The 24,798-nt window shown below is 61.9% G+C and carries 22 protein-coding genes; 8 read left to right on the top strand and 14 right to left on the bottom strand.

All coding sequences use genetic code 11. The annotated features are described in order from the left end of the window. Positions 1-154: 154 nt before the first annotated feature. Positions 155-985 (bottom strand): phosphatase PAP2 family protein, encoded by an 831-nt coding sequence (locus ACSVIE_RS10920; RefSeq protein ID WP_442423824.1) that lies wholly within the window; start codon positions 983-985, stop codon positions 155-157. A 135-nt stretch (positions 986-1,120) separates the two neighbouring features. Between ACSVIE_RS10920 and ACSVIE_RS10915 the strand changes: the two genes are divergently transcribed. Then, positions 1,121-2,215, top strand: a complete 1,095-nt coding sequence (locus tag ACSVIE_RS10915; protein WP_442423823.1) for a pyridoxal-phosphate-dependent aminotransferase family protein — start codon at positions 1,121-1,123, stop codon at positions 2,213-2,215. A 270-nt stretch (positions 2,216-2,485) separates the two neighbouring features. Here ACSVIE_RS10915 and ACSVIE_RS10910 read toward each other — a convergent pair whose 3' ends face one another. The 12 genes from ACSVIE_RS10910 to ACSVIE_RS10855 form a co-directional block, all read right to left on the bottom strand. Then, complete coding sequence (locus tag ACSVIE_RS10910) at positions 2,486-2,992, bottom strand: hypothetical protein (protein ID WP_442423822.1); 507 nt, start codon at positions 2,990-2,992, stop codon at positions 2,486-2,488. Positions 2,993-3,270: 278 nt separating this feature from the next. Beyond that, a complete protein-coding gene (locus ACSVIE_RS10905; RefSeq protein WP_442423821.1) occupies positions 3,271-3,690 on the bottom strand; it encodes an ATP-binding protein in 420 nt (139 codons plus the stop codon). Further along, on the bottom strand, positions 3,683-4,015 hold the full coding sequence (locus tag ACSVIE_RS10900; protein ID WP_442423820.1) for an STAS domain-containing protein: 333 nt from the start codon (positions 4,013-4,015) through the stop codon (positions 3,683-3,685). The genes ACSVIE_RS10905 and ACSVIE_RS10900 overlap by 8 nt, the downstream gene beginning before the upstream one ends. Continuing rightward, entirely contained in the window at positions 4,005-5,957 is a 1,953-nt protein-coding gene (locus ACSVIE_RS10895; RefSeq protein WP_442423819.1) for a glycosyltransferase family 2 protein, read from the bottom strand. Before ACSVIE_RS10895 ends, ACSVIE_RS10900 begins: the two co-directional genes overlap by 11 nt. 18 nt (positions 5,958-5,975) lie before the next feature. Then, positions 5,976-7,115 carry a PP2C family protein-serine/threonine phosphatase gene (locus ACSVIE_RS10890; RefSeq protein WP_442423818.1) on the bottom strand — a complete coding sequence of 380 codons (1,140 nt, stop codon included), beginning with the start codon at positions 7,113-7,115 and terminating at the stop codon, positions 5,976-5,978. 180 nt (positions 7,116-7,295) lie between these two features. Next, positions 7,296-7,763: a thioredoxin-dependent thiol peroxidase gene (gene bcp, locus ACSVIE_RS10885; RefSeq protein WP_426004192.1), complete on the bottom strand. Its 468-nt coding sequence runs from the start codon at positions 7,761-7,763 to the stop codon at positions 7,296-7,298. Between the two features lie 80 nt (positions 7,764-7,843). Next, positions 7,844-8,608: a winged helix-turn-helix domain-containing protein gene (locus ACSVIE_RS10880; RefSeq protein ID WP_442423817.1), complete on the bottom strand. Its 765-nt coding sequence runs from the start codon at positions 8,606-8,608 to the stop codon at positions 7,844-7,846. Between the two features lie 11 nt (positions 8,609-8,619). Next, positions 8,620-9,969, bottom strand: coding sequence for an allantoinase AllB (allB, locus tag ACSVIE_RS10875; protein ID WP_442423816.1), 1,350 nt, complete (start codon positions 9,967-9,969; stop codon positions 8,620-8,622). Then, positions 9,962-11,131 (bottom strand): glycerate kinase, encoded by a 1,170-nt coding sequence (locus tag ACSVIE_RS10870; protein WP_442423815.1) that lies wholly within the window; start codon positions 11,129-11,131, stop codon positions 9,962-9,964. The genes allB and ACSVIE_RS10870 overlap by 8 nt, the downstream gene beginning before the upstream one ends. 22 nt (positions 11,132-11,153) lie before the next feature. Next, positions 11,154-12,929 (bottom strand): glyoxylate carboligase, encoded by a 1,776-nt coding sequence (gene gcl / locus ACSVIE_RS10865; RefSeq protein WP_426004185.1) that lies wholly within the window; start codon positions 12,927-12,929, stop codon positions 11,154-11,156. A gap of 133 nt (positions 12,930-13,062) precedes the next feature. After that, entirely contained in the window at positions 13,063-14,022 is a 960-nt protein-coding gene (locus ACSVIE_RS10860) for a 2-hydroxy-3-oxopropionate reductase (RefSeq protein WP_442423814.1), read from the bottom strand. 60 nt (positions 14,023-14,082) lie between these two features. Next, on the bottom strand, positions 14,083-14,886 hold the full coding sequence (locus ACSVIE_RS10855; protein ID WP_442423813.1) for a hydroxypyruvate isomerase family protein: 804 nt from the start codon (positions 14,884-14,886) through the stop codon (positions 14,083-14,085). Between the two features lie 339 nt (positions 14,887-15,225). Here ACSVIE_RS10855 and ACSVIE_RS10850 point away from each other — a divergent pair, with 339 nt between their 5' ends. The 4 genes from ACSVIE_RS10850 (at position 15,226) to ACSVIE_RS10835 (ending at position 18,951) form a co-directional block, all read left to right on the top strand. After that, on the top strand, positions 15,226-16,395 hold the full coding sequence (locus ACSVIE_RS10850) for a hypothetical protein (RefSeq protein WP_442423812.1): 1,170 nt from the start codon (positions 15,226-15,228) through the stop codon (positions 16,393-16,395). Positions 16,396-16,627: 232 nt separating this feature from the next. Beyond that, positions 16,628-16,882, top strand: a complete 255-nt coding sequence (locus tag ACSVIE_RS10845) for a hypothetical protein (RefSeq protein ID WP_442423811.1) — start codon at positions 16,628-16,630, stop codon at positions 16,880-16,882. A gap of 255 nt (positions 16,883-17,137) precedes the next feature. Then, entirely contained in the window at positions 17,138-17,899 is a 762-nt protein-coding gene (locus ACSVIE_RS10840; protein ID WP_442423810.1) for a hypothetical protein, read from the top strand. Positions 17,900-18,024: 125 nt separating this feature from the next. After that, on the top strand, positions 18,025-18,951 hold the full coding sequence (locus ACSVIE_RS10835; RefSeq protein WP_442423809.1) for a reverse transcriptase family protein: 927 nt from the start codon (positions 18,025-18,027) through the stop codon (positions 18,949-18,951). Positions 18,952-19,010: 59 nt separating this feature from the next. Here ACSVIE_RS10835 and ACSVIE_RS10830 read toward each other — a convergent pair whose 3' ends face one another. Further along, positions 19,011-20,177 (bottom strand): protein kinase family protein, encoded by a 1,167-nt coding sequence (locus tag ACSVIE_RS10830; protein WP_442423808.1) that lies wholly within the window; start codon positions 20,175-20,177, stop codon positions 19,011-19,013. 262 nt (positions 20,178-20,439) lie between these two features. Here ACSVIE_RS10830 and ACSVIE_RS10825 point away from each other — a divergent pair, with 262 nt between their 5' ends. From ACSVIE_RS10825 to ACSVIE_RS10815, 3 genes are all read left to right on the top strand, one after another. Further along, entirely contained in the window at positions 20,440-21,570 is a 1,131-nt protein-coding gene (locus ACSVIE_RS10825; protein ID WP_442423807.1) for a hypothetical protein, read from the top strand. Between the two features lie 726 nt (positions 21,571-22,296). Further along, the gene (locus ACSVIE_RS10820) at positions 22,297-23,292 is read left to right on the top strand and encodes a LacI family DNA-binding transcriptional regulator (RefSeq protein ID WP_442423806.1); all 996 of its coding nucleotides are present in this window, start codon (positions 22,297-22,299) and stop codon (positions 23,290-23,292) included. 198 nt (positions 23,293-23,490) lie between these two features. Next, the gene (locus ACSVIE_RS10815) at positions 23,491-24,798 is read left to right on the top strand and encodes an ABC transporter substrate-binding protein (RefSeq protein ID WP_442423805.1); all 1,308 of its coding nucleotides are present in this window, start codon (positions 23,491-23,493) and stop codon (positions 24,796-24,798) included.

Below are 24,798 nucleotides of genomic sequence, written 5' to 3'. Positions count from 1 at the left end.
CTTGTCGGTCCTTGTGAAAAATGCTGGCATCCATGGTGTGGGCTATGCGGAACTCCGGGTTTGGCCGGAGGAAGCATCCTCACTTCTTCATTCCGCATCATGGAACTGTTATTTCAGCATACGTAAGTAGTTAAGCCGAGCTGAAGCATCAGTGTCAAGAGGCGACAGCTGTACGACGCCGCGTCCGTACCGTGAGGTACAGCCGGTGCGACGTAATCACCAAGGCGAGCCAAGCGACACCGATGGCCCAGGCAGCGAGCACATCCGTCAACCAATGGTGCCCCAGGTAAACGCGGCTGAGTCCCATGGTAAGGGCGAAAATCACTGCCACGGCTATGGTCAGAACCCTGGCCCTGGCCGTTTTGAGGCGCAGGATCACCAAGTAGGCAACGATTCCCGCGATGACGATCGAGTTCAAGGAGTGTCCGCTGGGGAAGGACGCCGAGTGCTCGTACGGAGGAATGGCATCGGAGAGATCCGGGCGTGCCCTGCCGAAGAGCGGTTTGCCCAGGATGGTGATGATCAGCGACCCCAGCCCTGCAGCCAGCATCAGGATCACCGGCGTCCACGAACGGCGACGCAGCGCCAATGCCACCATAATGGCGGTGGCGAGCAGCGGCATCCCTACCGTGCCGCCGATGTTCGTATACGCGGTCACTGCGACATCAAGCTCAGGGGACCGGACGCTTTTGGCCGCAGACAACACAGGATCATCCAGCCCGGCCACACCGTCGGCGTCCGTCACGGACTCATAGACCTCGCCGAACACCAGCGCCAATGAGGCAGCGGCAGCCAAGCCCAGGAGCAGCGTAAAAACCAGCGCCGCGTATGGGCCGAGCAACGCCGTGACACGTTCCGCGACCGCAGCCATGAACCGTCCCAGCGGAGTTTTCCACCGGGTCAGGTCCTGTCCGGCAACAAACCGGTCCTGGCTTACCTCGCCGTGGACACCCTTCTCAGGCAGCTGTTTTTCTTCGGTCGCCACTCTCGGTCCCCTCGTTAGCAACGGCTTTGGTAATGGTGAGTAACCTTAGCAGTTTGGGCTTGGAGCTTCGGTTCAGAGCGCGCCCACAACGATGTGTGCGGCAGAATGACCTCAACCAGCTGAAGGAGTTCGCACATGCCAGACATTCTGACGTCCAGGTTCCTGTTCGGTCCCGGCCCGGGCAATTGCTACCCCGAAGCCATGGCGGCCTTGGCCTATCCAGTGCTCGGGCACCTCGATCCTGTGTTCATCGAACGGCTCGACCATGTGTGCGAAGGCCTCCGGGCCGTCTGGGGGACATCCAACGCGCGGACGCTCCCGTTGAGTGCAACAGGTTCCGGTGGCATGGAAGCGGCGTTTGTGAATACTGTGTCCGACGGCGACGTGGCCGTCATCGCTGTCAACGGACTGTTCGGGGCACGAATGTGTGAGGTGGCCCGGCGCTGCGGAGCCACTGTGGTGCGAGTGGATCACGAATGGGGTCAGCCCGTGGATGCTGACCGCGTGCTCTCTGCGCATCCCAACCCGAAAGTCATCGCCGCCGTCCACGCAGAGACGTCCGTTGGCGTTCTTTCCGACATCGCCGCCCTCGGGGCGGGCAAGGGCGATGCCCTGCTCATCACCGACGCTGTCACGTCCATCGGCGGACTGGAGCTGTTGGCAGACGACTGGGGTATCGACGTCGGATACGCCGGAACGCAGAAGTGCCTCGGCGTCCCGCCGGGACTGTCGCCGTTTACGGTGTCCGACCGCGCCTTCGAGCGCCGTGTCAAGGATCCGCGTTCCTGGTACCTCGATATCGGGCTGCTCGGCGGTTACGTTGGCGCGGCGAGCGGGGCCCGGACGTACCACCACACTGCGCCGGTAACGATGATCGCAGGCCTCGAGGCAGCGTTGGACCGGATCCTCGCTGAAGGCCTGGACGTTGTGCAGGCCCGGCACCGCGCCGCGGGCGCTGCTTTGCAGGACGGGTTGCAGGACATGGGGCTCGAACTGTTTGCCGCCGAGGGCTCCCGCCTGCCAAGCCTCACCACGGTCAAAGTGCCCGACGGCGTCAACTCATCCGCCGTCCGCGCCTACCTTTTGGAGCACTTCAGCATGGAGATCGGCGCTGGGGTGGGCGAATTCGCGGACACAGTGTGGCGGATCGGAATGATGGGGCCGAATGCCAACAGTGCGTCGGTGACGTTGGTGTTGGGCGCGCTGAAAGAGGCGATCGCGAAGGCGTGAGCGCGAGAGGGTTCCCTGGGAAGGGCCGGTGAGAGAAGGTTCCCAACGGGCGCTCACCTCACGGGCGACCTGACGGGCGTCGTACGACAAAACCGCGGTGGCGGTCGTATCTCCGGTGGCCGGCTGGATCGAAGCGAAGCGCAACGAGCCAGCGCCCGGCAACTCGAAGCCCGGCATGCCGCCCCGTCTGTGTTTGCTCGAAGATAATTCTGCTCAGCCACGGTCAACGTTCCCGGCCGCGGTGGAGCGGCGATGGGTACATCTTCCCGGTCAGCCCGTGGGAAGTTCGTTCGGGTCGCAGCTTGGCGAGGCGACAGGAACAGTCAGGCGCAGGTAGGCCGGGTTCTTGGACTGGATGGTGACCGTTGCCCCCGATGCGTTTGTACTACGCGTGACGACCCAACCGCCGGGAGTGGGATCGGTCCCGCCGAACGACGGGAATCCATTCTGCGCCAGGATGGGGTCGGCCACTGCGAAAACGTCCTCGAACGCGTTGGAGGGCTTCACAATGTCAGCACTGCTTTTCATGCTGGCTGGCCGGAGGATGCACCTGCCGTCATCCGTCCGGCTCAAGGTGGCCTGTTTTTCCACACTCCACGTGATCCCAGGCAGCTTCTTTTCCAGCGCAGCAACGAGATCCGAACGCAGGGAATCATATTTCGCCAGGCTCTGTGCCACCGGCTCGGGGCTCGCCGTGATGGGCGGGGCGCTGCTCGGCCCGCTGGTGTGGTGGTGCGGGGTTGCAGTGCACCCGGCCAAGATTGGGGCGTACGTCACCAGCGTGGCCAGGATTAATGGTCTCGATGCAGTGCGGCCCATTGTTCCCCCAGGTTTTGTTAAGGCACGACGGCGGCCATCAACGCATGCTTTCACACCCGCCTCGCGTCCGGCCATGGGGAGATGAGCCCATCTTCCCCGGGTGAGAGAGGGATCGGCGGAAGGGGCGTTTAGGTGAGAGAGCGTCCGCGTGGAGGGGTGTTTAGGTGAGAGAGCGTCGCAACCTCCGGACGCTCTCTCACCTATTGCACGATTGAGATGAACGCTCTCTCACCCTTTTACGTCTCGCGGGTCAGGGTCCAGGTGTTGGTGCCGTCCTGGCGCTCGAACGTCACCGTGGTCACCAGAGCCTCGATGAGGGCCAAACCGCGCCCCGACTCGGCATCGGAATCCGGCATCGAGGCCTGCATGTCGTTGGCGAACGGTTCGCGGGCATTGAACGCGCTGACCCTCGCCACCAGGCGCGTGGGCCGCACGCTGATGTCCACGGCGATTTCCACGGGCTTCTCCGCCACGGGCTGCGCGTGCTGCACGATGTTGGAAGCTGCCTCGATCACGGCGGTGGCGAACGTCATCCGGTCCATGTCGGGCACGAACGAGGCGTCATCCCACAGCGCGTCGATCTCATTATGGATGGCCTCGATGGCGTCGTCGTTGGACAGCCCGTGGTAGCTGCGGCGGGCAATGACGTCAGTCATTGCCGAACGCCTCCTCCGCCGACGGATACGCGGTGAGGACCCGGTCCATATTGGTCAGTTCCAGCACCATCTTCACCTGCGGCTGCACGCCCGCGATACGGAGATCTCCGCCGGCCTGCCGTGCAGCTTTGAGGCATCCGATGAGGGCACCCAGTCCGGAGGAATCCATGAAGTCGGTCTCGGCCAGGTTGACCACCACGCGGTTGGCGCCGCCCGCGACAACCTCGTTCACTACCTCGCGCAGCTTGGGAGCGGCCACCATGTTCAAACGGCCCACGCCCTTCACCTCCGCGTAGGACTCCTTGACCTCGTAACTAAACTGCATCCGCATTCCTCTCCTCGGGGACAAATCCCTTGTACAAAACTGCCTTCACCAGGACGCTCAGGACCACCAGGTCAAAGGCAACCCAGGCGACGTTCACCAGCGTGCCCAACGGCTCGGAGAGACCCGTCATGAGCCGGGCGATGCCCACCACCAACGCCACGGCCAGCAACACGGCCACGATGATCTGGGGACGGATGAGGCTCCAGCTGGGTCCGCCGTTCTGGCGCGCCTTGGGGGTGACGGCGAATCCCAGGGGACGTCCGAACCAAACGTTACGGGCCGCCGTCGTGCATGCTTTGATCCAGGTGGGGAACAGCGCAAGGCTGTACTGCTGACCGCGCCAGGTGGGAATCCCGTGACCGGCCACCACGAACAGCAGCTGGTTCACCACCATGAACGGGATGAAGCGTACAAAGAAGTCCCAGCTCAGGCTGCTCACGGGCAGGATGCCCAGCGTCAGGTAGATGATGGGCGCGGCGAAGTAGACCACGGCCGCGAACCCGCTCAGGTAGCTCCACATGGTGGAGAAGTACATGAGCCGCTGGCCCCAGGACAGGTTTCGCTGGACCAGGGGGTTCTCGCGGAGCAGGACCTGGATGGTGCCCTGCGCCCACCGGAGGCGCTGCGTGAGCATGGTCTTCAGGTCCTCGGGCGCCAAGCCGTTGGCCAGGATCTCGTGGTGGTACACGCTCTTCCAGCCCAGGCCGTGGATGCGCATGGCCGTGGCCATGTCCTCGGTGACGGAGATGGTGGCCAGCGGCATGATGGGCTGGGCTTCGTCCGTGCGTTCCACCGAGATGGCAGCAAGCACCGCGTGGACGGACTCGAGTGCGCCCAGCGGCGACCAGTCGCGGCCGGACATACGGTCGACGGCGTCACTGGCCACGGTGGTCACGCCCGACTCGCCGACGTGGGCGAGTTCCATGGCGGCGATTTCCTCGAGATCGGCTTCGAGGGCGGAGAAGTCAGCGGCAACCAAGGTGCGTACGGCCTCGTCCACTTTGCGCCGTACCCGGTAGGTGATTTCGCTGAGGGAGACGCGGGCTTCGAGTTCCTGCTGCGCCGAGTTGGTGGCAGCTTCCACCTGGTTGAGCATCTCGGCCACCAACGGATTGTCGGCCTCAGGTGACCTGCGGGCCTTCCTGATGGCCTGCTTGGAAGCCGCCAGTGCGCGGCGGATGCTCTCCTCCGTGGCCTTTACGTATCCCACCAGGCCCAGCTGCATCAGGGCTTCGCGGCGGAGGATGGCGTTGGATCCACAGAAGAACGCCGCATTCCAGCCGTCCTTGCCCTGCTGGATGGGCCCGTAGAACAAGGGTGCCTGGCTGCCCAGAGGGTCGTCGGCGGGGACGTTGATGAAGTACTGCGGGGTCTGGACCAAGGCAACGCGGTCGTCGGTGAAGTAGCCCAGCGTCTTGTCCAGGATGTCCGGCTCGGGGATCTGGTCGGCGTCGAGGATCAACAGGTACTCGCCGGAGGTGAGCATCAGGGCGTTGTTCAGGTTGCCTGCCTTGGCGTGGCGCGGCATGTCCGGCGTCCAGTCGGCGGAGCGCGTCACATAGCCAATCCCGTGCGATTCGGCGAGTTCGCGCATCTCGGGCCGGTTGCCGTCGTCGAGAATCCAGGTGCTGTGCGGCCAGCGGATGTCCTTGGCCGCCAGAGCCGTGGTCAACACCAGGTCCAACGGCTCGTTGTACGTGGTGATGAAGACGTCCACGGTCGCATCCGGGGCAGGCGGGGGCGGCGGCTTGCGGATCTTGAGGTTCCACACCGTCAGCCCGAACAGCATCACGTCTATGAGGCTGTAGGTCTCGGCGATCACCAGAGGAATGGCGATCCACCACGCCTCCCAGTTCAGCGACGCCAGCCAGCGCCACGTCACGTAGTTGACGCCAAGAATGACTGTCAGGACAACCAGCAACCGGGTCCAGAATCGAGTCACAAATCCCCCTTTTTGCGGCTAGTGCCGGATTGTCCCTGTCTGGTGGGCAGCGCTTTGTTGACGGCGGACCACGACGGCGGTCACGTCATCTTCCGCTGTGGCGGCGGGCGCCAGGTCCAGCAACGCGGCGCAGACCTTGTCCGAGGTCGGCTCGTTGCGCGCTGCTTTCTCCACGTTCCGCATGAATTCCTCGAGCGACTCGTGGGCGTCCAGGACACCGTCGCTGACAATCACCAGGGAGTCCCCGGCCTCCAGTTGCAGCTCCGCGGCGGGCCACAATTGCCCGTCCAGGATGCCAACCGGTGGACCTGACGAAACGAGTCTCCTGGCCGGACCCTCAGCCGGGATGTGCACGGCCAGGCCGTGGCCGGCGTCGATGTAGCTCAGCACGCCGGAGCCGCTGTCCAAGCGTGCATGGAACATGGTCACAAACGAGCCGGACTGGTCCAGGTCCGAGGCGATGGTGGCGCTCGCGGAGGCGAAGGCGGCATCGAGGGCCGGAGTGTCCGCGACGGACCGCATCACGGCCCGTACGGTGGCGGCGATGAGCGCAGCGCCCATGCCTTTGCCCATGGCGTCGGCGAACGTCAGGTGCATGCCGGCGGGAGTCTGGTACCAGTCGTAAAAGTCCCCGCCCACGCTGCGTGACGGGCGGAAAGCGCCGGCGACGTCGTAGTCGTCCAGCCTCACGGTTTCCTGCGGCAGGAGGCTCTTCTGTACGACGGCGGCGCGCGCGAGTTCGTCGCTTTGGCGCGGGTCTTCCGCGGGCTGGGCGGGAGTGCGTGCCCGGCGGAACAGCGCGCGGATGCGGGCCTGGAGCTCCTTGGGACTGAAGGGCTTGTTGATGTAGTCGTCCGCGCCGGTATCCAGGCCGTTGAGCCTGTCGATCTCGTCGGCGCGGGCCGTGAGCATGAGGACGTAGGCATCGGAGAACTCCCGCAGGCGGCGACAGACTTCCATGCCGTCGATGTCCGGGAGGTTGATGTCCAGCGTCACCAGCTCGGCGTTGGTGGTGCGGACGGCCTCGACGCCGGACAGGCCGTCCGGTGCCTCCGTCACCTCGAAGTCGAGCTGCTCAAGAACAAGGACCAGGAGGCCGCGGATGTCGGCGTCGTCTTCCACGACGACAGCCTGGCGTTTGACCGGTGTTGAGACCATGGCTCCATTAACTAATGTCCCTGACGATTTGTCACGTTTAGTAAAGACACGTGTAACGCCCGCTCATGGAAGTGAGCGGGCGTTACAAAAATTGTGCATTTATGTGAGTGAGGGATCTCCAAAAAGGGGTACTACGTGAGAGAGCATCCTCGGAAAGGGGGCGTTAGGTGAGAGAGCGTCCTAGACGCCGAGCTCTTCGCGGAGCGCCTGCACGTGGCCCTGGGCGCTCACCTGGTACTGGGCGAGCTTGACCTTGCCGTCGCCATCCACCACCACGGTGGAGCGGACGATGCCCTCCACGATTTCACCCTTGACGAGCTTCTCGCCCCAGGCGCCGTAGGCCAGCGCCACGGAGTGGTCTTCGTCGGAGAGCAGCGGGAAGGTGAGCTGGAAGTCGCCGGTGAATCCCTGGAGGGCTTCCTGGGCGTCGGGGGAGATCCCGATGACGTCGTAGCCCTTGCCCTGGAGGCTGGCCAGGTTGTCGCGGAAGTCGCAGGCCTCGGTGGTGCAGCCGGGGGTGGCCGCCTTGGGGTAGAAGTACACAATGACGTTGCGTCCGCGGTAATCGGACAGCGAGACCTTGTTGCCGTCGGCGTCGAGAAGCGCGAAGTCCGGAGCTTGCGTTCCGACGAGGAGTTTCTGGGTCATGGCGATCCTTTACGTTCAACCGGTCTGCACCGGCGTTTGGTCATACTAAGAAAGCGGATTCGAGATATAGAACAGCACAATCAGATGCTGTATTCCGCAGGTCCGCGCACAGTGGCATAAGGGCCGGGCACGAACTGGTAGCCACCACCACGGACGGTGGAGACGGTGTAACGGGCGGAGCCAAGCTTCCGCCGCACCCTTCCAACATAAACGTCGATCGACCGGAACGCCGCGCCCGGGAGGTCAAATGACTCCAGGAAGCGTTGCAATTCTTCACGTCCGATCGCCCGTGAGCAGTTCACCACGAGGTAGCGCAACAGCTTGTATTCCATGCCGGTAAAGGCAACGGGCTCCCCGTCCAGTAGGACTACTTCAGCCGCGAGGTCGATCGCAAGTTGGCTGCGTCGGGCGGCCAACGTTACGGGCTCGACGGCGGTGCTGCCGCCCGCTTCAGCCTGTTGGGACGCCTCTGACAGAGCGTCCGCAAGGGAGACGGGAGACGCGCTCGAAAGGTGGTTACCGGCGTCGGCGGTTTCCTGCGGAGTGCCGCCCCAGGAAGTGTCGCCGACGCCGGAGTGCTGTGCCCCGGTGGCGGGCCAGATGCGGACTTCCGCCTCCGGGGCAAGTTTCATGGCCCGTGCCAGCACCAGCCGTGCTGCACGTTCCCAAATTTCGGGGTCCACGGGATCGCCCTCGGCGGGGTTGACCCAAAGGGCCAGGCCGTGGGCAGTGAGAGCCGGGGAGGTGAGTCCCTGTGGTGTGGGGCCCTGCCGCCGCGCGGCCCCGGGACGTGTTTGGCGTCCCGGGAACCGTGCGGGTGGCGGACCGTAGGCATTGACTGCCATGGCGGTGGGTCCTAAACGTTACCGCGGCGGATCAGCTTGCCGCTGGGGTTCTGGAAGTCGATTTCCGAGCCCCGCAGGTAGGTCTTGCGGACTACACCGGAGAGCGGGCGTCCGTCGTAGGGGGTGATCGGGTTCTTGTGCTTGAGCTTCTTCACGTCAACCACGTAGGCGTCGTCGTGGGCGAAGATGCTGAAGTCGGCGTCGTAGCCAAGGGCCAGCTGGCCCTTGTTGTGCAGTCGTGCCAGCGCAGCGGGCTTCTCAGACATCCAGGCGACAACCTGTTCCAGGGAGATGCCGCGGTGGCGTGCCTCGGTCCAGATGAGGGACAGGCCCAACTGGAGGGACGAGACGCCGCCCCAGGCTACGGCGAAGTCGCCGTTTTCCAGGTCCTTGAGGTCAAGGGTGCTGGGGGAGTGGTCGGAGACGATGCAGTCGATGGTGCCGTCCTGCAGGCCCTTCCAGAGGAGCTCGCGGTTGGAGGCCTCGCGGATGGGCGGGCAGCACTTGTAAGCCGTGGCGCCGTCGGGGATTTCTTCGGCCATGAGCGTCAGGTAGTGCGGGCAGGTCTCAACGGTGAGGTTGACGCCGTCGCGCTTTGCCGAAGCGATCATGGGCAGCGCATCGGAGGAGGAGAGGTGCAGGATGTGGGCGCGGGCGCCGGTCCAGCGGGCGCGTTCGATGACCTCGGCGATGGCCTTGTTCTCGGCGCCGCGGGGGCGGGAGGCGAGGAAGGTCTCGTAGTGGTCGCCGCCGGGGTGCGGGGCGCGGTCGATCGCGTGGGAGTCCTCGGCGTGGACGATCATGAGGGAGTCGAAGGACTTCAATTCCTTCATGTCCTCTTCCATCTCGTCCGCATCCAGGTGCGGGAACTCGTCCACGCCGGAGTGCAGGAGGAAGCACTTGAAGCCGAACACGCCTTCGTCGTGCAGCGGGCGGAGGTCGGCCTTGTTGCCCGGGATGGCACCGCCCCAGAATCCGACATCCACGAATGCCTGGTCCTTGGCGACAACGCGCTTCTGCTCCAGGCCGTCCACGGTGGTGGTGGGCGGGATGCTGTTCAGCGGCATGTCGATGATGGTGGTCACGCCACCGGCTGCGGCGGCACGGGTGGCGGAGGCGAAGCCTTCCCATTCGGTGCGGCCGGGCTCGTTGACGTGGACGTGGGTGTCCACGAGGCCGGGGATCAGGGTCTCGTCGTCGGCGAGTTGGATGACCTCGGTGCCCGTCAGGCCGTTGCCCAGGGGTTCGATGGCGACGATCACGCCGTCGCGGATGCCAACCTCGCGGGGTGCGATGCCGGCCGTGGTCAGGATGCGCTGACCACGGATAACGAGGTCATAGGCGCCGATTGCTTCAGACATTGAGGTACTCCTTGTTTTCAGTCCGTTCCGCCAGGTACACGCCTATGTGCTTTCCTAATTGTTCAAGCAACGGACCTGCTTCAGCGATACATTTCTGGACATCGTCTTCCAAGTCGGTCAAAGCGTGGACCGTGTGGAAGCCGGCATCGTTCAGTTGTTCCCGGCTCAGGGTACTCCGGCCGCACACGGCGATCACGGGTACCCCGGCTTTTGCTGCCGCCCGGCTGACACCCATCGGCGTCTTGCCCAGGAGGCTTTGTTCGTCCAGGCTGCCTTCCCCGGTGATCACCAGGTCGGCGCCCTTCAGTTTGGTTTCCAGTTCAGTGAACTCGAGTACGACGTCGATACCCGGCCGCCGCTGCGCCTTCAGTGCCGCGATGGCAATGTAGCCAACGCCGCCCGCCGCGCCTGCGCCAGGAGCTTTCGCTGCGTGCTTGGCTTCGATACCTGTGGCTTGGCTCAGCACGTCCACGAAGTGGCTTGCTGCCGCGTCCAGTTCGGCGACGTCGTCCGGCGTCGCGCCTTTTTGCGGACCGAAGATGGCTGGGGCTCCGCTTGTCCCCAAAAGGGGATTGTCGACGTCGGACGCCAACACGAACTCGGTAGCCTCGATCCGCACGTCGAAGTTGGCGAAGTCGATGCTGTCCAGGTTGGCGAGGGCGGCACCGCCGCCGGGGAGCTCGTTGCCGTCCTTGTCGAGGAACACTGCTCCGAGGCCCTGCAGGACGCCTGCCCCGGCGTCGGTGTTGGCGCTGCCTCCAACGCCAAGGATGATGCGCCGGCAACCGAGGTCCAGCGCGGCACGGATGAGTTCGCCCGTGCCGATGCTGGTGGCGGTCTTGGCGGTTTCGCTCGTGGGGCCATCCGGCAGGAGGGCCAAACCGGAAGCGGCGGCCATCTCGATCACTGCTTCGGTGCCTCGGATGGCGAAGTCGGCCTTGACCGGATCGCCGAGTGGGCCGGTGACCGTGGCGGTCCGGCGGGTGAAACCGGAACCGATGGCGGCGTCGATGGTTCCTTCGCCGCCGTCGGCCACCGGAATGCGTGTTGTCTCAAGTCCGTTGCTGCCGAAGCCGGCCAGCAGGCCTGTTGCCAGGTGCTCGACGACCTCGGGCGCGGACAGCGAACCCTTGAATTTGTCCGGGGCGATGACCACACGCATTCCGGTGCCTCCTTACTGTTACTTACGCTTTGGCGAGGATCGCGGTGGGGGCGTCCTCTGCCGACTCGGCCAGCTCTTCGAACTCGTTCACGGCGTTGATTTCCAGACCCATGGAGATGTTGGTGACCTTCTCCAGGATCACTTCCACAACCACCGGAACCTTGAACTCGTCGCGCAGTGCCTTGGCCTTGTCGAAGGCGGCAGGCATATCTTCCGGGTTCTCCACACGGATGGCCTTGCAGCCCAGGCCTTCAACCACCTTGATGTGGTCCACGCCGTAGCCCATGGTCTCGGGGGAGTTGATGTTATCGAAGCCCAGGGACACGTGGTAGTCCATGTTGAAGCCGCGCTGGGACTGGCGGATCAGGCCCAGGTAGGAGTTGTTCACCACAACGTGGATGTACGGCAGGTTGAACTGTGCGCCCACGGCCAGCTCTTCGATCATGAACTGGAAGTCGTAGTCACCGGAGAGTGCAATGACGTTCTCGCCCGGCTTGCCGCGAACCACGCCCAAAGCGGCGGGAGCGGTCCAGCCCAGCGGGCCGGCCTGTCCGGCGTTGATCCACTTGCGTGCGCCGAACACGTGCAGCATCTGGGCGCCGGCGATCTGCGAGAGACCGATGGTGGACACGTAGGTGGTGTCCTTGCCGAAGGCCTTGTTCATCTCTTCGTACACGCGCTGCGGCTTGATCGGCACGTTGTCGAAGTGCGTCTTGCGGTGCAGGGAACCCTTGCGCTCCAGGCACTCGGCAACCCAGGCGGAGTAGTCCGGCAGGGTGCTTGCAGCCTTGCGCTCACGGGCCAGTTCCAGCAGGCCGTCCAGGGCTGCACCTGCGTCGGAGGCGATGCCCAGGTCCGGGGAGAAAACGCGGCCGATCTGGGTGGGCTCGATGTCGATGTGAACGAACTTGCGGCCGGCCGTGTAGGTGTCCAGGCCACCGGTGTGGCGGTTGGCCCAGCGGTTGCCGATGCCGATCACGAAGTCGCTCTGCAGGAAGGTCTCGTTGCCGTAGCGGTGCGAGGTCTGCAGGCCAACCATCCCTGCCATCAGGTCGTGGTCGTCCGGGATGGCGCCCCAGCCCATCAGGGTGGGGATCACGGGAACGTTCAGCAGCTCGGCCAGCTCAACCAGCTGTGCAGAAGCGCCGGCGTTGATGATGCCTCCACCGGCAACGATCAGCGGGTGCTTGGCCGCGGTCAGCATGTCCAGGGCCTTTTCCAGCTGCTTGCGGGAAGCCTTGGGCTTCTCCACCGGCAGGGGCTCGTAGGCGTCGATGTCGAACTCGATCTCGGCCATCTGAACGTCGATGGGCAGGTCCAGCAGAACCGGGCCCGGACGGCCGGAGCGCATTACCTGGAAGGCCTTCTGGAAAGCACCGGGAACCTGGCCCGGCTCCAGGATGGTCATGGCGAACTTGGTGACCGGCTTGGCGATGGACTCGATGTCCACGGCCTGGAAGTCTTCCTTGTGCAGCTTGGACACCGGAGCCTGGCCGGTGATGCAGAGCATGGGGATCGAGTCTGCCCAGCTCGCGTACAGGCCGGTGATCATGTCCGTGCCGGCGGGGCCCGAGGTGCCGATGCAGATGCCGATGTTGCCATCAGCTGCACGGGAGTAGCCGTCTGCCATGTGGCTGGCGCCTTCAACGTGGCGGGCCAGGGTGTGGCGGATACCGCCGTGTGCCTTCATTGCCGAGTAGAAGGGGTTGATTGCTGCGCCTGGCAGGCCGAACGCCTCGGTGGCGCCTTCCTTTTCCAGGATGGCGATCGCCGCGTCAACGGTGCGCATCTTAGCCATGGTGTGCTCCTTGAAATCTTGGGTTCGCCCCGCGTTCGGGGCGGAAAAAGGGTGTGGTGAGGGAGCCGCCGTCGTTATTTACGACGGCGGGTTCCCTGCTTGTTGTTGTCTAGGTGCCTTTGGTGCCGCTTGTTTAGTTGCGGCCGCTGAGCTGGAGGACCTGCTTGAAGAGGCCCGAGTGGTCCAGGCCGCCGTCGCCCTGGTTGACGGTTGCGGCGACGAGCTGCGCGACGACGGCGCCGAGCGGGACGGCGACGTTGGCTTCGCGGGCTGCGGAGGTGACGATGCCCAGGTCCTTGTGGTGGAGGGCGAGGCGGAAGCCGGGGTCGAAGTTGCGGTCGAGCATCTTCTGGCCCTTCTGGTCCAGGACCTTGGAGCCGGCCAAGCCGCCGCCGAGGACCTTCAGTGCTGCGTCCGTATCTACGCCGTAGGCCTCAAGGAAGGCGATGGCCTCGCCGAGGACCTGGATGTTGACCGCTACGATGAGCTGATTGGCTGCCTTGACGGTCTGGCCGGAGCCGGACGGGCCAACGTGGACGATGGTCTTGCCCACTGCGTTAAGGACATCCTGTGCTGCCTCGAAGTCCGCTGCGTCGCCGCCGACCATGATGGACAGGACGGCGTCGATGGCGCCCTGCTCGCCGCCGGATACCGGTGCGTCGAGGGGGCGGATGCCTGCTTCACGTGCCTCGTCGGAGAGGCGCTTCGCGACGTCCGGGCGGATGCTGGATGCGTCGATCCACAGGGTGCCCTTCTTCGCGTTGGCGAAGACGCCGTCCTTGCCGCTGACTACACCCTCAACATCGGGGGAGTCCGGCACCATGGTGATGACGACGTCGGCGTCCTTGACTGCGTCCGCGATGGAGCTGGCACCCTGGCCGCCCTCGGAGACGAGCTTATCGATCTTGTCCTGGCTGCGGTTGAAGCCGGTGACCGTGTGGCCGGCCTTGACGAGGTTGATGGCCATGGGAAGGCCCATGATTCCGAGGCCGATGACTGCAACGTTGCTCATTGTGGTTCTCTTTCTGAAAGTCTGTGTGTGATTTGAGTCCGTGTGTCTTAACTCAGGTGTGCTTACCCAACTAGGTCGCATTTGTGCGCGTTTTGAGCGTTCTAAACGCGCTCTGCTGCTACTTAGTTGGGCTCGCGGGGCTTAGTTGGCTGCGGCGCGCTGGCGGATGGCCCAGCTGAATGCCGTCTCCTGCGGTTCCTTGTATTCCAAACCGATGTAGCCCTCGTAGCCGAGTTCGCGGCTGCGGGCGATCCACTCGCCGAGGGGGAGCTTGCCGGTGCCGGGTGCGCCGCGGCCGGGGTTGTCGGCGATCTGGATGTGGCCGAAGTCCTTGGCGTGGTTCTCGATGACGGATTCGACGTCGTCGCCGTTGACTGCCAGGTGGTAGAAGTCGGCGAGGAGCTTGATGTTCTGTGCACCGGATTCTGCCTTGACGCGGGCGATGACCTTGAGTGCGTCTTCAGCCGTGAGGAGCGGGTACTTGGGTGCGCCGCTCACCGGCTCGAGGAGGACAGTTCCGCCAATACGTGCGACGCCGGCAGCTGCTGCGGCGAGGTTCTTGGCGGCGAGTTCGTCCTGCTCTTCAGGGGTGAACTCGTCCTGGCGGTTGCCGTAGAGCGCGTTGAAGGCCTTGCAGCCGAGGCGCTCACCGATGCCGGCGACGACGTCGATGTTGTCCTTGTATTCGGAGCAACGTCCCTTCCAAGAGACGAGGCCGCGGTCACCGCCAGGCATGTTGCCGGCGTTGAAGTTGAGGCCCGTGAGTTGGACGCCGGCGTCCTTGATGGCGTTCTCAAACTCTGTGGTCTCTTTGTCGGTGGGAACCGAAGTGGCGAAGGGCCACCAGAACTCGACGGCGTCAAAACCAGCTGCCTTCGCGGCGGCGGGGCGCTCGAGCAAGGGCAGCTCCGTCAGGAGGATGGAGCAGTTCACTGTGTACGTCATCGTAGGTCCTTCCGAGGAGGGGCTTTGATCTATCTTCCCGTGTGCTTCGACTTGGCCTTGGTGCTTGACTCAGTTTCCGCTTTGTGGAATTTAGATTCTGCTTTATGAAAAGTTTAGGGAAGGTGGGGGTGCGAGTCAAGGGGGTGGGTGGGGAGGCGGGGGTTTGGGATACCAGAGACGTGTGGTGCCAGGGCGGTTAGCTGCACTGTAGGGCTGTCCTTCGTACGAATTGTGCAAAGAGCCTCTGCACAATTACGGGTTGATGGTTTGGGGGAAGAGCGGGCCGGTGCGGTCTTCGTACACCTACTCCGCGCCAAGGTTGTCCGTAGGATTGGCCTTGTGTCAGATACAACGACAGGCGGCCCGCCGCGTCCCCTGAGCGTCGGAGACATCGTCGTTGGACCGAACGATCTTCTTGGCGAATGGGTGGCGGCCCAAATCACGAGTATCGATGCTAATTGGAAAAAGGTTGGTGTCCTGGACCTGAGTTGGTCAGGTCCAGTGCCATCGTCAACGGTCGACTTGGGCGTTATTGAGCCGCTCGTACTGACGCACAACTCCTGGAATGGCCGGTTGTCCTACGTCAATTGCGACTGGGTGCTTCCCCGGAGTTTTCACTTCCTCGGCAGCTTGCCGCTGATTCACGAGCAACCGTCGAATAGCTATACCAGCATTTGGACAGTTGGTTATCAGCTGGCCCGGCAACGCGCTTGGGACAGGGGCGAGCGTGATTGGAACGAACCAGGGGAACTTGAAATGACTCCCGCGGACCTGGCTAATGCCCTCGCAGACGGAGCACCCGTTCAAAGTGATGTGCGCAGCCTGAAGTCAACCGGTTTGTCGGAAGTGGACTGTCTTCGGATAGTGTCCACCTTTCCCAACTTGACGAGGCTGACCCTCGGCGGCAACCTCGGACAGGTCACGAACGCTGGAATGCTCAACAAACTCGGCCGGCTCCGGGACCTCTTTATCTCCAACCTGTTCGGCATGACAAAGTCCGACTGCTTGCTTCCCATCGAAATTCCCCACCTCGAGTACCTCTACCTAGACAGCGTCCCTCATGAGTACGCCTCTGCGATGCGGAGACGGTGGCGGTCTGAGGCGGCTAACGGCACAAGTGTCAGTATCACTAAGGCACGCAAGCCTGAATGGGTTCAGGAGAACCTGGAAAACCCGCTTCGTGACTGGGACGGACGCGAGCACATTAGTTCTGGTCGGTTCAAGAAAGCTGTGGCGCAATTCCAGAAGACACGAAGCGAGGTGCTCGAAGTACTCTCTGCGTACCAAAATGAGTTGACCTTGGGCCGGCTGGAGAATATTGGTCGTGAGTATGCGATCGCCTTCAATCGCTTGGATGGAAGATCCCCGTTCATTGAGACGGAGGAGCGCGAGGAACTGTTCGCTGCGCTTGCCTGCGTCATGGATGAGTCCGAATTGGAGCTGGGTCGTCCACTCGAGGCCGAGCGGCTGGCCCTTTTGTCGGGAGTAGAGGACGCACGGGACTGGTGAGCCTTGCCTTGCCCTGGGCATCGGCCTACGGCGCATGCGACCAAGAAACTCCACCCGCCAGCCCTGCTCGAGGCCCGTCGCGCTGATCCATCTGCTGAGGTGCCCCGGCTCCTACACGACATATGCGTTGTTATCGGCTTGCAAGGCTCGCTGCTGCAATGGCGCAGTATGAGGTTCGACCTGGAATCCGGGAACTCCTCACTCCGGGCGAAGGTGAGGGGCAGCCTAAACCGTGCTGCCCAAGTCCGTCGAGGCCGGGGGAGCAGTCACTGCGGCCGAGGGCTCAGCGTTCGTTCCGGACGTTGACTTCACGCTCCGGGCCAGGGAAGCCACAGAACGACTCGGCCGGAAATCCACCACAGCCGACTTCCGCCACCTGGTGCTCACCGGCCACGCGCCACTGTCGATCGAAGGTACCAAACAGCGGTCCCAAAAAGCCATACCGAATGGACCGACGCGAAAACGCCGCGGCCGGCGACGCCGATGAAAATGATCCGTTCCGCGGCCATCAAAATCACCGCCGAAGACATAGAACGGCTCACCGACAAGATCAAAGTCGTGTACACCATCGACGCCGACCCACACCCCGTACCGCCGCCCTCGGACGCGCAGCCTCGTCGGCAATTGCTGCTGGCGGCCAGATCGAAGCTAGCCGCGTTGCTCCATCTCTACCAGGCTGGAAACCGGTCCTCATTTACGGAGGACTACAGACCTCGTTGAAGGCTGTGAATAAGATTATGCAGTGCAGCCACTCGATATATTCCTTGACGAAGGTGCCCTCGACGGTGACGCTCGTTTTCCGTCTGCCGGCGCCGTTGTAGTCGGAAATGCCAACGCCATTTCCGAACAGATCGAGGAGCTCATCCTCGAACTAAGCTTGCAACCGGACTTCCGACTTGAGCCCAAGGCCGGACAGCTCGAAAGCGTTGGGTTTCACCACGTGGACGACAATCTCCTCGCCAAATCCCGCTTCAAAACACTGCTGCCACGTATGGATTTCGAATGGCTCTCCTCTGCGAATCTTCATGTGGGAGATGCGGATCCATACGATCTGCTCCCTTCTCAGTTCGAGTGGGTTGTTGGCCGGATTCTTCAAAAGTATCGGGGAAGGCCCGTGCACCTCACCTTTGAACAGAACCAGCGGCTGCAGACGCAGTTTTCAGGGATTGTAGAAGCGGCGGCTGCCGCCACAGGTAGGACCTTGGACTCAGTTTCCATCTCGATCGGTACCAAGAATGATCGGGTGCTCTCCATCGCTGACTACTGCATTGCAATCTCCACGCAAGCCATCAAGGTTTGGATGGATTCTTGTTGTGACAGTGATCGTTTGGGCAAGAGCTTCAAGTATCGCGACTTCGCGGCAATCGAACCGCTGTGCTCAACACTGTTCGCATTCGACCTCCGAAAGAGTGTTTCCAGCAGGGCCGCACGGCTGTCTGATCACACGTACTTCGAGGTCACGGGCGTCCACGCGACATCCTGCACGGATGCGGCCGGCGCCTAGTATAAACTTGAACCTTGCGGGGCACGGTAGTTCAAGAGTGTGCGATTCGCACACGCAAGCACCTTAGTCGGCTTTGCCTTCATGCGTGATTTCCGTGCCCCGCAACTTCGACCCTGGAGACTCCTGTGACGGTTCTTCCTAGAGTCCGTAGCCTCAGTAATCTTGTTGTCGCCGCTTCTTTGCCAGAGTCTTCGATCACATGGCTTGAACGTCCCCTCAACGCAGGTGACGTGCGCGTGCACACTACACGTAAACCAAAGGGTGGCTACCGGACTGTTTGTCATCCGATTGACGAGAGCCTGCTGCGGATGCAGAAAAGGCTGAAGGAGTTCATAGACCGAAACGTCTTGGACCCGCACCCCAACGTGCATGGTTTTACTCGCGGACGAGGAGCGGCAACAAACGCACTTGCCCACCTGAATGCCCGGGCACTGCTGACGGTTGACATCACAGACTTCTTTCCCTCAATTGGTCGAGAAAGGGTCGACCAAGCCCTCCAGGTGCACGGCGCCAACCCAGCGATCTCCGAAGCAATTGCCAATGCCAGTACCTTCGGGGACGCCTTGGCTACCGGTTTCCCTACCAGCCCTGTCCTTTCAAACCTCGTGTTCCGCCCGCTGGACGAGGAGTTCAGGTCCTTCGCGATCGAGAACAACCTCGTCTATACGAGATATGCCGACGACCTTACGTTCTCCGGGATCAGCGTCGGTGACGAACACCTGCAGGTGATAACCGACATGCTTCGCTCCTCTGGTTTTCAGACCAATAAGAGAAAAGTACGGTTTCAGCGACGAGGACACCAGCAGGTCGTAACAGGGATGGCAATAGCGCATTCCGATCACTTGAGGCTCCCAAAAGCTCAGAAGAAGAACCTCCGTCAAGACCTCTACTTCGCCGGGAAGAACGGACTTGCGGCCCAAGCACGCTTCAGGAACTTGGATGAAGCTGAGTTCGCAGATCAACTGCAAGGCAGGATCAGCTACCTCATGGGCGTTGAACCCATACTCGCGGAACAGATGCGCCGTGAATACGAGGCAATCGAGCAGTCATGATGCAGGTGCGGATAACACAGGATTGGGGAACGGGCTCGGCCGGGGTGACTGAGGCCAGCTCATGCCAAGAAGGTGTCCTTGTCCAGAGCGGCCACGGCATCGATTATCTCTTGGATTCCCGTGTACCGGTTCTCAGTGGTCAGGTCTGTGCATTTCCGGATAATCGCGCCGAGCTTGGCGCCAGAAACGTATGGGGCTTCCTTTCCGGTGAAAATGAAGGAGAGGATGAATCCCACTGAGTAGATCTCATTGCTGAGCGAATAGTCCTTGAAGCTGGTGAGAGTTGGGTCGAGGATGGTCCCTTTCATCTCGGTCCCTGTGCGGGTGAGTAAGGAACTTTGAGTTTTGTGCAAGCCAAAGTCTGAGAGCTTCACCTGGACTACTCCTGCGTCGTAAGTCTTGACGAGTACGTTCGTATAGCTCAGATCTCTGTGGAGGACGTTTTTGTATGCGAGATAGCTGATGCCGTAAAGGAACTGCTGTGCGATACGTTGCCGCTTGCTGAAGTCGAACTTCGGGTTGCCATTGTTTACGGAGATGTATTTTCCGAGGGTGTAGTCGCAAAACTCCATGGCATAGCTGATTCTGGTTTCGTTGTATCCGTAGACTGCCAATACGTAGGGGGAGTTGAGGTCGGCTAGAACGTCATATTCAGCCTTGAACCTATCCAGTTCGTTCTGAGCGAGGTTCTTCTTGGCCACCTTTACAGCGACGGGCATCTTGTATTCAAGATCCTTGTACTTGTACACAAGTGCGTAGGAACCCTCTCCAAGGGATTTCAATGGATAGTCTTTGCCGGACTTTTCGATGCGAACGATGTCTGCCGCGACGGTAAAAATTGCTTCGTAGTCCTCAAGGGGTATCTCTTCGAAATCTGGAGGCATGGGGCTCCCCCCACTGGGTGATAAAAAGGTACGGCAGCGTTCGAGCGCATCTTGATAGGACTTTCTCAGGGTTACCTCAACGTCAACCCTCTTAAGATTCGTCCTGAGTTGTCCCAGCTCACGCATGACGTCAAGAAGGTCCCGGCTCTGTTCGGCGTTATAGTGCCCTCCGCGTTCCCGCTTGTGGTTCATGTGGCCCAGCAGCGAGTTGAGCTTGTCGTGGAAGTAGGCAAAGGCAGGCCGGAGTGCCTCCCTTTGATCTTTGTAATAGCGGGTGTACCGGTCATCGTAGGGGTACGCGGAGTACTTGTTCTGGATGTCTTGAAATACGTCTGCTGGCACTACCAAAGGTTTCCCCCCACGATGAGATGGCTGTCTACCCATTCTCAGGCAAACGGGCCGATGTTTCCGACACTGTGCGGATGGAAGGGCTGGTTGGCGCTCTGCACCCTAAGCCCGTGGTTTTTCCGGCGTGGCGCGCCGTCCGGTAGATCAGTTAGCGCAGCGTGAGGTCCTCTTCGGCCAGGCTTGCACGGTGCTCTCCCTGACTCACCTTTGTCGACCTACTATTGCTCAAGACAGCCATCGATTGCGGGAGGTAACCGTGGGAACCATCGCGTGGAAGAATTGGCGGGCGTCCAAGGAACGGAAAGAACAGGGATCACCGCAATACGAGGTGCTGCTGTATTCCGACGCCTCAGTCAGGGGTGGCCCACTGTCTCTTGGCCCTTACTCAATCCTGAACACCCTGGAGAACCTTGTCAAAATGCCCGACCTGGTGGATCCTCAAACGAAGGACATTCTCCCAACAAATTCGAAGGCTTACCACGGCGGCACTGCAGCTGACGAAATCGCAGCACTCCTTTCGTTGTGCTGCGGAGTCCGCTGCCGTGTGGGCGGGATTTCTCGTGACTGGACCACTAATGGCAACGATCCTTACGGACGGCCTGTCTTCTGGGATATGCAACCACTCCGTAGGCCAGGCGCTTCCGGTCAGGAGATCCTGCCCCGGATCCATTCACGGAAGGTAGACCTAAATGACATCCAGGACTTGCTTCTCACATTCCCGGACGTCGCGGCAAGCAAGGCAATCGCCTTAGTCCGAGCCGCCAGGATGTATTCAAATGCTTTGTGGTGGTCCAATGAAGATCCCAACTTTGCCTGGATCCAGTTCGTCGGTGCTATCGAAACCGCCGCGAATACCCGCCGCTCAGGACTTCAGGGCACGGCCGCACTAAAGGCACTCGAAGAACTTGAACCCAAACTCTGGGCGGCACTCGAAGCAACCGATGGTTCCGTCAAGCAGGATGTCGCCGACATCATGGTCCCTAACCTCAAGGCACAAAAGAAGTTCATTGGCTTTGTCGCGGACCATAACCAAGGCCCTCCCAAACCACGACCCGCGCAATTCCAGCAGCTCGATTGGCTCAAGCTGGACTCCCACATGCAGGTCATCTACGGACACCGAAGTAGCGCACTGCACGACGGAACACCGTTCCCGGCACCGATGCTGCAGAAACCATATGGCACTGACGAGGAGGGGTGGAGCGAAATGCCCCTTGGGATCACTGCATCAAGCGGCGGTTCCTCTTGGGCTGCTCACCAGTATCCGATGACCCTGCAAACTTTCGAGGAGCTCGTTCGCGGCTGCCTCATCCATTGGTGGAAAGGTCTGACTCAGGGCCAGTCCACGCAGACCGGGCATACGGCAAAACCTCACCCAACCCCTGCCTAGGCTGAAGCGGCTTCGCATACTCAGGTTGAACACCGAGCAAGAGAGAAATCTTGACCACAATGAAGAACGAGCTGGCGTCCATCAGCTTGACAACCCTGCTTGAGGAGCGTCCGCAATCAACGAACTACTATGTCACACGAGCTAAGGACCCTGCCCGTAAGCCGGTGTCTCCCCGTTCGTAGATGGACGATTATCCAGCTCCGCCTCTGACCTGTTGCTCGACATCTACGTGGGACCAGCACGACGAAATGCTGGGACTACTGCATCCACGTTTGATCCGACTTGGGTCCAAGATCGGCTACGCGCGAAACAAACGATCACCGCTCACAGCCGTGGCCGTGGCGAATTCCCTCCGCGTCGCAGCAAAGGATCCTTTGACAGGACCCCTCTCCTAAGCTCAGGGTGAATCGGTATGCCTCCGTACTATGGTTTTGCGACGTCCAAGCAAACTGTCTCATTTTGAGTTTCTCAATTTTGATGAGCTCACGCCCTTAACGAGACTTTGGGAGGTATGGCCATTCGTGATGACGCCTGAGGTGGCGCGGCCCGAGCCCCTCAGTAGGTTGGTACTCATAGGCCGCTTTCGGGTGGTCGCACCAGTGGTCGATCTGCGACCAATCGTCAGACATGGCCGGCTGGCATACTCCCGCTAAGCTGAGGAGCGCCGCTGGGCATACCACGGCAATTGCGCAGAAGCCGCAGAACTGCTCGCGGAAGGACAAACGAATGGCTCGAGCGACAGTTCAGGACGTCGCCAGGACTGCGGGTGTGTCCGTTGGAACCGTGTCGCGTGTCTTGAACGGGAGCCCGGCCGTCAGTGCGTCGGCCAAGGAGAAAGTCAACGCCGCCATCAAGGAGCTCAGCTACCGCCCGCTCGCCTCGGCAAGGGATCTGCGAAGAGACCGAACAATGCGAGTCCTAGCCCTCGCCAAGAATCTTGACTCGCTGGTCATCAGCGAAGTGTTCCGGGGCGTAGGAGACGCAGCGGCGGACAACGGCTACGTCAGCCTCATCGCCGCCACGGACGGGGATCGCGAGCGCGAACAGCAACTCGTGGACATGCTGAGAAACGGCTCAGTAGACGGCCTCGTGATCTTCTCGCCAACCATGCCGGACGACGAGGTCAACACTGTCGCCGAGCAACTGAGCGTCATCCAGGTCTGTGAAATCGTCGACGCCGAGGCAGCGTTCGGAGTGTCCATCGATGACCGCCAGGCAGGGTACGACATCACCAAGCACCTTATCGACACCGGTGCCAAGAAGCTGGCCATGCTCGCCCACAGGGGTGCCCGCTCGGGCCGGCTCAGGGAAGAAGGTTTCCGCCGAGCCCTGAAGGAGAATGGCTTGGAGCCAGACCGGGTCGTGGTCGACGAAGGCAACTTCGGCTTCCACGCAGGCCGTAATCTCACCAAGAAACTCCTGGAAGCCACAGACCTCCCCGACGCCGTCTTCTGCGGGACCGACGTCGTCGCCGCAGGTTGTGTCCGCGAGCTCACCGATGCCGGCCTAAGAGTCCCACAGGATGTCGCCGTGGCAGGCTTCGATGACTCGGCCCAGGCAGAGATGTGCGTCCCCGAGCTGACCACAGTCAGGCAGCCGGCGTACGAGATGGGCCGAGCGGCCTTCGCCGAGCTCCTGGAGCGGATGACTGTGGAGGGCGCGCATCGTAAGGGGCGGACCTTCTTCCCGCACCAACTCGTCATCCGGGACTCCACCAAATAAAAGGGTTGACAGCCCCGAGCAACCACTGCAAAACTACTTTGGAATCGATTCCACGGGCCGCAAGGCCTTTTTTCAAAGCAGTATTTGGAATCGATTCCACGAAGCAACCAAAGCACCCGGCAACGAAGCCAAACTCAGGACTGCGCAACAGTCAAAGCGCCGCACTGAACATCCCCACAGTCACCAAAGGAGCCACTTGTGGACTTGAACCGACCTGCTCTCCCGCTCCAGAACAAAGCCACCAAACGCACAGCCCTCGCCGCCACCGCCGTCGCAGCAGCCCTCCTCCTCAGCGCTTGCGGCGGGGGAGCAGCTCCCCAAGGTGCGGAGCAAGCGGCAGCTGCCGATCCGTCGTCGGGCGCTAATGCCAGCGGCGCCGTGAACGTCTGCGGCGTCAAGGACGCGAGCGGCATCTACAAGGGCACGGCGGAAGCGTTCACCAAGGCGAACGGCAAGGTCACGGCCAAGTACACCGAGATCGGCGCCACCACGGACGAGGCCCGCACGCAGATCGTGCAGCGCCTCGAAGGCAAGTCCACCGAGTGCGACATCTTCATCTCGGACGTCATCTGGACCTCCGAGTTCGCATCGCAGGGCTGGCTGCTGGACCAGACCAAGCTGGTGGAGGCCAACAAGGACCGCCTCATTCCCTCCACTGTGGAAACCACCAAGTACCAGGACAAGTACTGGGCGTCGCCGTTCTTCACCAACGCCGGCCTGATCTACTACCAGAAGGACAAGGTAGCCAAGCCGGAGACCTGGCAGCAGCTCTACGCCGAGGCCGCCAAAGCCCCGGGCAACGGGTTCGTCTACCAGGGCAAGCAGTACGAGGGCCTCACCGTGAACTTCCTCGAAATGCTCTACAGCGCGGGCGGCGAAGTCCTGGATGACCAGGGTAACGTCAAGATCGACTCCCAGGAAACCCGCGACGTCCTCAACTTCATGACCGACGGCCTCAAGAACGGCTCAGCCGACCGCGCCGTCCTCACTTACAACGAAGACCCCGCCCGCCTGGCCTACGAGTCCGGCAAGTTCGGGTACCAGCGCAACTGGCCGCACGTGTACCGTCTCCTGAACGCGACGCCGCTCGCGTCCAGCTTCGCAGTTGCACCGCTGCCGGCTTGGGAAGGCGGCAAGGCCTCGGGCGTGCTCGGCGGCTGGAACCTGGCGATCTCGGCCAACTCCACCAACCAGGCCGGGGCGGTTGCCTTCATCGACTTCGCAACGACGCCGGACTGGCAGAAGCACGTCGCCATGGACTACTCGCAGGCCCCGGTCAATGAGGCTGCCTACTCGGACGCAGCGGTACTGCAGAAGATGCCGTTCGCTACTGAACTCCTCGCCTCCGTCAAGGGTGCCAAGCCGCGCCCGATCTCGCCGGTCTACCCGCAGATTTCGCAGGCGATCTACAAGAACGTCTACGCCGTCCTGTCCGGCACTGCCTCCACCGAGGACGCCGTGAAGAAGATGGCCGACGAAGTCGCAGCGGCCAAGTCGAGCTTCTAA

This window comes from Paenarthrobacter sp. NCHU4564 (assembly GCF_052156435.1).
GTDB lineage: Bacteria > Actinomycetota > Actinomycetes > Actinomycetales > Micrococcaceae > Arthrobacter.
Note: the sequence above shows the minus strand (reverse complement) of the source record. Positions and strands in the feature narration are given on the sequence as shown.

Coding starts and splice junctions, on each gene's coding strand:
- ACSVIE_RS10900 (WP_442423820.1), bottom strand. CDS start 4,015: ATGCAGTTTAGTTACGAGGTCAAGGAGTCCTACGCGGAGGTGAAGGGC.
- ACSVIE_RS10890 (WP_442423818.1), bottom strand. CDS start 7,115: ATGGTCTCAACACCGGTCAAACGCCAGGCTGTCGTCGTGGAAGACGAC.
- ACSVIE_RS10915 (WP_442423823.1), top strand. CDS start 1,121: ATGCCAGACATTCTGACGTCCAGGTTCCTGTTCGGTCCCGGCCCGGGC.
- ACSVIE_RS10870 (WP_442423815.1), bottom strand. CDS start 11,131: ATGCGTGTGGTCATCGCCCCGGACAAATTCAAGGGTTCGCTGTCCGCG.
- ACSVIE_RS10905 (WP_442423821.1), bottom strand. CDS start 3,690: ATGACTGACGTCATTGCCCGCCGCAGCTACCACGGGCTGTCCAACGAC.
- ACSVIE_RS10820 (WP_442423806.1), top strand. CDS start 22,297: ATGGCTCGAGCGACAGTTCAGGACGTCGCCAGGACTGCGGGTGTGTCC.
- bcp (WP_426004192.1), bottom strand. CDS start 7,763: ATGACCCAGAAACTCCTCGTCGGAACGCAAGCTCCGGACTTCGCGCTT.
- ACSVIE_RS10855 (WP_442423813.1), bottom strand. CDS start 14,886: ATGACGTACACAGTGAACTGCTCCATCCTCCTGACGGAGCTGCCCTTG.
- allB (WP_442423816.1), bottom strand. CDS start 9,969: ATGTCTGAAGCAATCGGCGCCTATGACCTCGTTATCCGTGGTCAGCGC.
- ACSVIE_RS10860 (WP_442423814.1), bottom strand. CDS start 14,022: ATGCGACCTAGTTGGGTAAGCACACCTGAGTTAAGACACACGGACTCA.
- ACSVIE_RS10880 (WP_442423817.1), bottom strand. CDS start 8,608: ATGGCAGTCAATGCCTACGGTCCGCCACCCGCACGGTTCCCGGGACGC.
- gcl (WP_426004185.1), bottom strand. CDS start 12,929: ATGGCTAAGATGCGCACCGTTGACGCGGCGATCGCCATCCTGGAAAAG.